This is a genomic window from uncultured Cetobacterium sp. (assembly GCF_947039425.1).
Lineage (GTDB): Bacteria > Fusobacteriota > Fusobacteriia > Fusobacteriales > Fusobacteriaceae > Cetobacterium_A.
Map to the genome: position 1 here is coordinate 1 of NZ_CAMQYW010000048.1, position 9,821 is coordinate 9,821.

General features: G+C 29.0%; 10 protein-coding genes. 6 read left to right on the plus strand and 4 right to left on the minus strand.

Annotated features, from left to right (window positions below):
• From Q0V09_RS04370 to Q0V09_RS04390, 5 genes are all read left to right on the plus strand, one after another.
• The coding region (locus Q0V09_RS04370; protein WP_367172288.1) for a sodium:calcium antiporter at positions 1–719 on the plus strand (719 nt) is incomplete at its 5' end.
• Positions 720–737: 18 nt separating this feature from the next.
• Complete coding sequence (locus Q0V09_RS04375; RefSeq protein WP_297487335.1) at positions 738–1,226, plus strand: glucose PTS transporter subunit IIA; 489 nt, start codon at positions 738–740, stop codon at positions 1,224–1,226.
• 176 nt (positions 1,227–1,402) lie between these two features.
• The gene (locus Q0V09_RS04380; RefSeq protein WP_297487337.1) at positions 1,403–2,842 is read left to right on the plus strand and encodes an aminoacyl-histidine dipeptidase; all 1,440 of its coding nucleotides are present in this window, start codon (positions 1,403–1,405) and stop codon (positions 2,840–2,842) included.
• 25 nt (positions 2,843–2,867) lie between these two features.
• Complete coding sequence (locus tag Q0V09_RS04385) at positions 2,868–4,784, plus strand: OPT family oligopeptide transporter (RefSeq protein ID WP_297406750.1); 1,917 nt, start codon at positions 2,868–2,870, stop codon at positions 4,782–4,784.
• Between the two features lie 2 nt (positions 4,785–4,786).
• Positions 4,787–5,167 carry a PqqD family protein gene (locus Q0V09_RS04390; protein ID WP_297406752.1) on the plus strand — a complete coding sequence of 127 codons (381 nt, stop codon included), beginning with the start codon at positions 4,787–4,789 and terminating at the stop codon, positions 5,165–5,167.
• Between the two features lie 37 nt (positions 5,168–5,204).
• Here Q0V09_RS04390 and Q0V09_RS04395 read toward each other — a convergent pair whose 3' ends face one another.
• Positions 5,205–5,717 carry a pyridoxamine 5'-phosphate oxidase family protein gene (locus Q0V09_RS04395; protein ID WP_297406754.1) on the minus strand — a complete coding sequence of 171 codons (513 nt, stop codon included), beginning with the start codon at positions 5,715–5,717 and terminating at the stop codon, positions 5,205–5,207.
• A 102-nt stretch (positions 5,718–5,819) separates the two neighbouring features.
• Positions 5,820–7,031, minus strand: coding sequence for a dicarboxylate/amino acid:cation symporter (locus tag Q0V09_RS04400; RefSeq protein WP_297406756.1), 1,212 nt, complete (start codon positions 7,029–7,031; stop codon positions 5,820–5,822).
• A 174-nt stretch (positions 7,032–7,205) separates the two neighbouring features.
• Here Q0V09_RS04400 and rbr point away from each other — a divergent pair, with 174 nt between their 5' ends.
• Positions 7,206–7,784, plus strand: coding sequence for a rubrerythrin (rbr, locus tag Q0V09_RS04405; RefSeq protein WP_297406758.1), 579 nt, complete (start codon positions 7,206–7,208; stop codon positions 7,782–7,784).
• 33 nt (positions 7,785–7,817) lie between these two features.
• On the opposite strand, the gene Q0V09_RS04410 is transcribed toward rbr, so the two are convergent.
• Both Q0V09_RS04410 and Q0V09_RS04415 read right to left on the minus strand, forming a co-directional pair.
• The gene (locus Q0V09_RS04410; protein WP_297487339.1) at positions 7,818–9,242 is read right to left on the minus strand and encodes a sodium:alanine symporter family protein; all 1,425 of its coding nucleotides are present in this window, start codon (positions 9,240–9,242) and stop codon (positions 7,818–7,820) included.
• Between the two features lie 178 nt (positions 9,243–9,420).
• A partial coding sequence (locus Q0V09_RS04415) for a chloride channel protein (protein WP_297487341.1) occupies positions 9,421–9,821 on the minus strand: 401 nt, incomplete at its 5' end.

Below are 9,821 nucleotides of genomic sequence, written 5' to 3' on the forward strand. Positions count from 1 at the left end.
CATTTGATTTTCCAATATCAGTTTTAGCAGCAATATTATTACCTTTCTTTGCTTTAAGTGGAAGAATGTTACTTTTTAATCAAGGGTTTTCAAGAATTGATGGAGCGGTATTACTTTTAATATTTGTTTATTATTGTAAAGAAACAATTTCGAGATCCATTGTAGATCAAAAACTTAAAGATAAAAAAATGTTAATATATGAAATAGCTCAAGGAACGTTTTCATTATCAAAACATTTAAATGGTAGTGATGATGAGAAACCAACAGGAAAGTCTTTAGCAAAAGATATTATTTTAATAGTAATTGGATTAGTTGCTGTTATTAAAGGTGGAGATATGGTTGTTAAATATGCTTCACAAATTGCTGCGGATTTTGGTATGAGTACTCACTTAGTTGGATTAACAATAGTTGGTATAGGAACATCTCTTCCAGAACTTGTTGTATCTATAATAGCTGCAAGAAGAGGACAAGAGGATATTGTTTTAGGAAATATTGTAGGATCAAATACATTTAATATACTATTTACATTAGGATTGACTATGTTAATGAAACCGATAGCTGTTTCAGAATCTATGATAATTGATTCAATGACAGTTGCTTTAATGACAACAGCTGTTGGAGTAATAGCTATTGTAAATAAAAAAATTGGTAAAAAAATGGCATTAGCATTTATCTTAGTTTATTTAGGATATATGGCAAATGTAATTATTCATGCTTAATTAGGAGGCGACAAACAAATGTTTAATATTTTTAAAAAAGATAAAGAGATAATAGTAAATTCACCATTGGCAGGAGAAGTAACAAATTTAAAGAATGTTCCGGACAAAACATTTACAAGTAATATAATTGGAGATGGATGTGCAATTATTCCAGAAAAAGGTAGTATTTATTCACCTGTTGATGGGACAGTTGAAATATTTAAGACTAATCATTTAGCAATATTTGAACCTAAAAAAGGATTGTATATAGTTCTTCACTTTGGAGTAGGAACATCTTTATTAGAAGGAAAAGGTTTTGAAAGAGTGATAGAAGTAGAAAAAGGTAAAAATGTAGTGTCAGGACAAGAGCTTATAAAATACGATTTAGATTATATAAATGAACATGCTAAATCATCAATAACACCGTTTATAGTAAGTAATGAAAAGGTAGATAAGATTGAGTTGTTAGTAGCAGAAGGTAAAAAAGTAGAAGTTGGAGAACCTCTATTGAAAATAACTTTAAAATAAAATATAAATCAAAAGAAATCCAGTAAATATACTGGATTTTTTTATACAATAATTTGCTATACATGTACTTATTAAATACTATTTGTAAAAAAATAGTTTCGAATGATGACTTTTATATTTACATATAAAAGCAAAAGTGGTAGGATTGAAATAAATTAAGATTAAGGAGGCAACAAATGAACAAAGTTTTAAATTTAAATCCTAAAGAAGTTTTTTATTGGTTTGATGAGATTAGTAAAATACCTAGAGAATCTGGTAATGAGAAAGAAATAAGTGATTTTTTAGTTACATTTGCAAAGGATAGAAAGTTAGAATTTTATCAAGATAAAGCACTTAATGTAATTATAAAAAAACCAGCAACAGAGGGATATGAAAAATCTAAAGGGGTTATTATTCAAGGGCATATAGATATGGTATGTGTAAAAACAGATGAATCAAAACATGATTTTAAAAAAGATCCAATTGACCTTGTAATTGATGGTGATATTTTAAAAGCAAAAGATACATCTTTAGGTGGAGATGATGGAATAGCTATAGCTTATGGATTAGCAATTTTAGATTCGAAAACTATAAAACATCCAGCTATAGAGTTATTAGCAACTACAAATGAGGAAACTGGAATGGATGGAGCAGCAGCTTTAACAGCTGAACACTTATCTGGAGAAATTCTTTTAAATATAGATTCAGAAGAAGAAGGAATTTTTTTAGTTAGTTGTGCAGGTGGAGCTAATTTAGTTGTTGATTTTAATTTAGAAAAAGAAAAATCAAAAAATAAGGGATTAAAAATCCAAATTTCAGGATTAAAAGGTGGACATTCAGGACAAGAGATACTTAATCAAAGAGGAAATGCAATAAAATTATTAGGAAGAATTTTATATGAAATAAAAAATAAATATTTATATAATTTAGTAGAGATAAAAGGAGGAACAAAACATAATGTTATTCCTCAAAAATCAGAAGCTATTATAACTTCTTGTCATGTTGATAAAATAAAAAATATTATTAAAGAGATGGGAAAAGAGTTACAACATGAATATTTAAAAGAAGAACCTAATTTAAAAGTTGGTATATTAGAAATGGATGGTATTCAAGAGGAGTATACTGAAGAAGTAACTAATAAAATTGTAGATTTCTTAATGATTGTTCCTGATGGAGTTCAATATATGAGCAAAGATATAAAGGATTTAGTTCAAACAAGTTTAAATAATGGGGTTTTAGAAGAAAAAGATGGAAAATTAAATTTAACAATAGCACTTAGAAGTGCAGTAAAAAGCTCTTTATATGAATTTATTAATAAAATAAATGCTCTTGGAAGTGTTATGAACCTTAGTATTAGAAAATCAAATGAATATCCAGCTTGGGAATATGAGAAAGATTCTAAAGTTAGAGAAATAGCAATGAATACATATAAGGAGTTAACAGGAAAAGAAGCAACTATAAGTGCAATACATGCAGGATTAGAGTGCGGATTATTAAAAAAAATATTACCTAATGCAGATATGATAAGTTATGGACCAAATCTATATGATGTTCATAGTGTCAATGAAAAAATCAGTATAAAATCAGTAGAAAACATGTGGAAATTCACAATAAAATTATTAGAAAACTTAAAATAATATTTAAAAATTTAGGGAGGAAATAATGGCTTTGGAAAATGAAATCAAAAAACTTTCGAAAACAGCATATGGAGATATAAATGGAGAAGATTATGTTCCTTTTATATCAGCTACTGAAGTAATGCCAGAAATGACGGGTTACTCTATTGTTATGGGAGTAATACTTGCAATAATTTTTGCCGCAGCAAACACATATTTAGGATTAAAAGTTGGATTGACAATTTCATCAGGGATTCCAGGAGCAATATTAGCAACAGGAATATTTAAAGCTATATTTAGAAGAAATAATATTTTAGAAGCAAACTTTGTTGCTTCTTTAGCAGCTGTTGGAGAATCAATAGCAGGTGGTGTAATTTTTATACTACCAGCTTTAATATTATTAGGATTTGGATTATCTATTGAAACAGTTGTAATTGTAACAATTATTGGTGGAATAATGGGATGTTTCTTTGTAACACCAGTAAGAAGATATTTAATAGTAGAAGAACATGGATCATTAATATATCCAGAATCTATGGCTCAAGCAGAAGTATTAGTCATAGGTAGTGAAGGAGGGGAAGGTTTTAAGTCCATAATAACTGGATTTGGAGTAGGATTTGGATATAAAATTTTGTCTGGTGGTTTTGGATTTTGGAAAGAAACAGCTTCTTATGTAATTACTTCATACCAAGGTGCTATGGTTGGTGTGGATACTTTAGCATCACTATTAGGAGTAGGATTTATAATAGGAACAGAAACATCAATACTCATGTTTGGTGGTTCTATTGTTGCGTGGTTAGGATTAATACCATTAATAAAATATTTTGGTGATTTTATACCAATTGCAGTTTTTCCATCATCAGTACCAATTTCTCAAATGAGCGCTCAAGCTATCTGGTCAAGTTATATAAGATATATAGGAGCTGGAGCAGTTGCAATGGGAGGGTTTATATCTCTTGCAAAATCATTACCAACAATTATTACATCTTTTGAAAGTTCATTAAAAGGAATGGGAGATAAAAGTACATCAAAAGATAGAATAAATATGGATGCTCCTTTAAGTTGGGTTGTTGGAGCAGCTGTACTTGGATTTTTATTAACATGGTTAACACCAATGATAAATGGTAGTTTTGTTGGTGGAATATTAGTTGTTTTATTTTCTTTTTTCTTTGCAGTAGTTTCAGCAAGAATGGTTGGTATAGTTGGAGCTAGTAATAATCCTGTATCAGGAATGACAATTGCAACATTATTAATTATAGCAACAGTTTTTAAAGTGATGGGACATACTGGAAATGAAGGAATAAGAATGTCACTTTTAGCTTGTGGAATAGCGTGCGTAGCCATTTCAGTTGCTGGAGGTGTAGCTCAGTCTTTAAAATCAACATTTATAGTAGGAGGAACACCTAAAAAGATTCAAATAGGAATGTTCATAGCTTTAGCTATTGCAGCAGTTTCAGTTGGAGCAACAATTATTTTAATGGAAAAAGCTTATGGAATAGGAACAGAATCAGTTGCTGCACCTCAAGCGACATTAATGAAATTAATAGTAGAAGGGATTATGACAGCACAACTTCCTTGGACACTTGTAATTGTAGGAGCTATGATAGCTGTATTCTGTGCTTTAGCAGGATTACCTATACTAGCAGTAGCTTTAGGAATATATCTTCCAATAACACTAAATACAGCGTTATTTGCAGGTGGAATAATTAGAGATTTAGTTGAAAGAAAGTTTAAAGATGATCCAGAAGGAAAGTCAGATGCTGTTGAAAAAGGTATACTTCTATCTTCAGGACTTGTTGCAGGAGATGCAATTACAGGTATAGTTATAGGTATATTTGCAGCACTTAATATATCTATTAATTTTGGAAGTAAATTAGTTCCTCAAAGTAGTATAATTACATTTATAATATTTTTACTTTTTGCAATATGGATATATTTCTTTACAACAAGAAGGAAAAAATAATTATGAAATTAGAAAAAAGTAAAGAGGATAAACACAATTTTTCATTGTATATTCCTAAAATTATTATTAAGCATTGGGATATTAATGAAAAGGGAAATGTATTAATAGATTTAACGATAAAAAATCCAGTTACTAAATGTATGGGATGGTTAATAAAAAAATCACCTAAAAAAGATATTGAATTTGATAAATTAGGAAGTTTAGCATGGATAAATATAGATGGAGAAAAATGTATATTTGAAATTGCTAGAGAGATGAAAAAAGAAACTGGAGAAGAGTTTTCAGAAGCAATGAGAAGAGCAGCAGAATTTATTAAGTTTTTAGCAAAAAAAGGTTGGGTAAAATACGAAGGAATTAAAAATAAAAATGATATAATACTGTAAAAAAACAAGTGGAAAAGAGAGATCTTTTCCACTTGTTTTATTTAGAAGAATGTCCTTTTTTATCTCCAGTCATTGGAATAACACTATCATTTTTTAAAAGATAAGCTTGCCCAAATCCCTTGACAAATCTACCATCTAAAATATTAAGTTTAACTAAATGAAAATCTTCCATTTTTCTTATTATTTTCATAGAGTTTCCAATATGTTCTTCAAAAACATCTAAAACTCTATTAAATTCTTCATCTCTTTCTAAGAAAGAACAAGTTACATTAAAACGAGCTCTTTTACGTAAAATAGGAGAGACAGCTTCTTTTTCATCTTGAAGAAAAAGTATTTCAAATTCTTGAGGATTATCTTTTAAATTTGTATAGTGATCTCCAATTTCACTAATAAAAATGTAATGGTTATTTTCAAAAATTAAATGAGGTGCATATGTAACATCAATATTATTTTCAGAAGATTTACTTCCAATAACAACAGATTTAAAAGAGTGTATAAAATTATTTACTTCAGTTAGAATTTCAATATTATTAAATTTATTATTTTTCATAGTTATTCAACTCCAATTTATTTGGTTGAGGAGATTATATAATAAGGTATAAATAAAGTCAATTAAAATATATTAAAAAAGTATAATTAAAAAAACACTCAATTATGAGTGCTTTTCTTTTTTTATAATATGATCCATAATAACAGCACAAGAAGCATCACCAAAGATATTTGTAGAAGTTCTCATCATATCCATTATTCTATCTATTCCAAATACCAATGGAAGAGCAATAACTGGGATTCCAGCAGCAGCAAGAACAGCAACTACAAGTAAAGAAGGCCCAGGAACACCAGCAGTACCAACAGCGCCTAAAACAGATGTTAAGATAATTGCAATATATTGAGTAGTACCAAGTTCAATATTGAACATTTGGGCAAAGAAAATACTAACAAGACCATAAAGCATAGCATTACCATTCATATTTATAGTAGCTCCTAAAGGAAGAATAAAAGATGAAGTTGCATTATCCACTCCTAATTTCTCACAACATTGTTTATTAACAGGTAAAGTTGCCATTGAAGATGCTGTTGAGAATGCTAAAATTTGTGCAGGAGCTAAAGTTTTAATGAATTTAATAGGATTTAACCCTGTAAAAACTTTTACCAGACCAGGAATCATAATAAAGTGAATTAATCCCAAAGCTAAAGTGAATACTGAAAAAAGTTTAACAACAAGTGCTAGAATATCAATTCCAAAAAGTGCAATTGAGTTAGCCATTAAACCGAATACTCCAAAAGGAGCAAAAAATAGAATTTTACTAACCATTTTAATTAAAACTTCATTTATAGTATCTAAAATGTCTAAAAGTGGTTTTTGTTTTTTTTCATTTAATGTTGATAAACAAATCCCAAAGAAAAGAGCAAATACTAAGATTTGTAAGATATTTCCAGTAGTTAAAGAGTTAAAAGGATTGCTTGGAATAATTCCTAAAATAGTATCCCAAAATCCAGTTACTTTACCTGCAGCAGCATAAGTTGAACTATCTGTTAGCAGAGATTTAGGAACGGTAATTCCAATTCCAGGTTTAAAAATAATACCACTTGTAATTCCAATTACAACAGCTATTGCTGATGTAAAAAGATAATATGCTAAAGTTAAAATTCCAATTTTTCCAGCAGACTTAGTTTTACCAAGAGATGCAGCTCCAGATATAATACTGAAAAAAACTAAAGGAACAATTAACATTGTAATTAATTTTAAAAATATATCTCCTAAAGGTGCAAATATTGAGGCTTTTTCTCCTAAAATTGCGCCAGTTAAAATTCCTAAAAACATAGCTATAATGATAAAACCACTGCTACCTAATTTTTTCATAAAACCTCCTCGTATAATAAAATATTTCTATGTATTATATCATTTTAAATACTTTGTTGCAAATAATATTTTATATATCGCAATAATAAAAAATAAATTTCATAAAGTTATTTGAAGGATTTTAGATTGTTCTGTTGAAAATATAAGTATCACAAAAGTAGGAGGATTTAAAAAATGGATAAATCAATTATTGGAACAGAAACAGAAAAGAATCTTTTAAAATCATTTGCTGGTGAATCACAAGCAAGACAAAGATATACTCTATTTGCAGATAAAGCAAAAGAAGAGGGGTATGATCAAATAGCTGCTTTATTTTTAGAAACAGCATTAAATGAGTATTATCATGCTAGAAGATTTTTTTCTTATTTAGAAGGAAGAGACTTGGAAATAACTGCAACTTATCCAGCAGGGAAAGTTGGAACAACTGAAGAAAATTTAAAAGCAGCAGCAATGGGAGAAAATGAAGAGTGGTCAATTCTTTATCCAGCTTTTGCAGAAGTTGCAGCAAAAGAGGGATTCCCTAAGATAGCGGCAGCTTATAAAGTTATATCAGAAGTTGAAATTTTACATGAAAAAAGATATTTAAAACTTTTAGAAAATGTGCAAAGTGAAATGGTATTTAAAAAACCTGAAGGGGAAAGATGGCATTGTAGAGCTTGCGGTTATGTGAGAGAGGGACTAGAAGCGCCAAAGGTTTGTCCAGTATGTTTTGAAAAGCAAGAATTATTTGAATTAGAATCATTAAATTATTAAAAAAATAGCAGAGCTGCACTTAAGTGCTCTCTGCTATTTCTTATATTTTATCTCTCCATGCTCATTCCAACATTCAATACCATCTTTGTTAGAAAGAGAATTAATATTAAATACAGGATTAAGACCTAATTTTTTTTGTGAAGAGTAATCTTTTAAACATTGAACCACAATTGGAGAGAGTTTATAAATAGCAATTAAATTTAAAATAGCCATACTCCCCATAAAAAGATCAGCTAAATCCCAAACTATTTTAGCATCAGCAACAGATCCAAACATGACCATAACTAAAACAAAAATTCTATATATAAAAAGATAAATTTTATTAGAACTCATAAAATCAATATTTGTTTCACCATAATAATAATTTCCAATAATAGAGCTATATGCAAATAACAAAATACAGATAGTTATAAAATGTGCTCCCCAATTACCAACTTGAGAACTAAGAGCTTTTTGAGTTAATTGAATTCCTTCTAATCCAACAATATTGTAAGTATTTGAAATTATGATAATAAATGCAGTTGCAGAACAAATTAAAAGAGTTGTTGTAAAAACTCCCAGTGTTTGAATAAATCCTTGTTTAACAGGATGAGAAGTTGAAGCAGTTGCAGCTGCATTTGGTGCTGATCCCATTCCAGCTTCATTAGAGAAAAGTCCTCTTTTTATTCCTTGCATAATAACAGCACCAATTCCACCACTTGTAAATTGTTTAACTCCAAAAGCTCCTTGAAAAATAATTTTAAACATATGTGGAAGTTCTCTGAAATTTGTCACTATAACAAAAATGGCAACAGCTAAATAAGCAACTCCCATAATAGGAACAACAAATTCAGAAACTTTAGCAACTCTATGAACTCCACCAAAAATAACAACTGTAGTGAAAAGAGTTAAAATTACTCCAATAAAAACTCTTGAAATTCCAAAAGAAGCAAAAGATGTTGCAAAAGAGTAAGCAATTGTATTTGCTTGTACTGCATTAAAAATAAACCCAAAAGATATAATAATTAAAATAGAAAAAGCAATTCCCATTTTTCTATTTTTCAAAGCTTTCTCCATATAATAAGCTGGTCCACCACGGAATCCTTCCTTATCATGAGTTTTATATATCTGAGCAAGAGTACTTTCTACAAAACTAGAAGCTGCTCCAATTAATGTAATAATCCACATCCAAAAAATAGAACCAGGACCTCCTAATGAAATAGCAATGGCAACTCCCGCCAAGCTACCAGTACCTACTCTAGATGCAGCACTAATACAAAAAGCTTGGAAAGGTGAAACTGCAGTTTCATCATAGTCGCTTTTATCAATAAGAGTTTTAAACATCTCTTTAAAATATCTAAATTGTACAAAATTGTTTTGTATTGTGAAATAAATACCAAGACATAAAAGCATTGCTATTAAAATATACGACCATAAAAAATTATTAGCTTGATTAATAAAGTGTTCAAATAAGTTCAAATAAAATACCTCCTAAAATGTTAACATACGAATATTGTTTGATAATGTGAAAAAATAAACACTCTTATATTATAATCATTAAATTAATAATATGTCAACAAATGATTTATATGGTATATGAAAAAAGGAAAAATAAAAAAAGAACACAATAAATTTAAATTATCATGTTCTTTTATGTTTATTCAAATTTTGAGTTTTCAGATATAGATTTACCTTCTGAACTTTTAAAACTTTCATGCTTTGATGTACCTATAATTTGAGTTGAATAAATACTAGCATGACCAGAAAATAAGTATGCTGTTATACAAGAGATTCCTGCATATAATTCAATTCCAGTTCCAAAGAGCTCAATAGCCATGATAATACAGGCGATTGGAGTGTTAGAAGCAGCAGCAAATATAGCTACAAATCCCATAGAAGCCATTAAATCCATAGGTAATGGAATGATTGTTGACAGAGCATTCCCTAGGGTTGCACCAATAAAAAATAAACAAGTAACTTCACCGCCTTTAAAACCAGAACCAAGTGTAATGGCAGTAAAGAGAATTTTTATTAAAAATACATACCAAGCCATTTGAA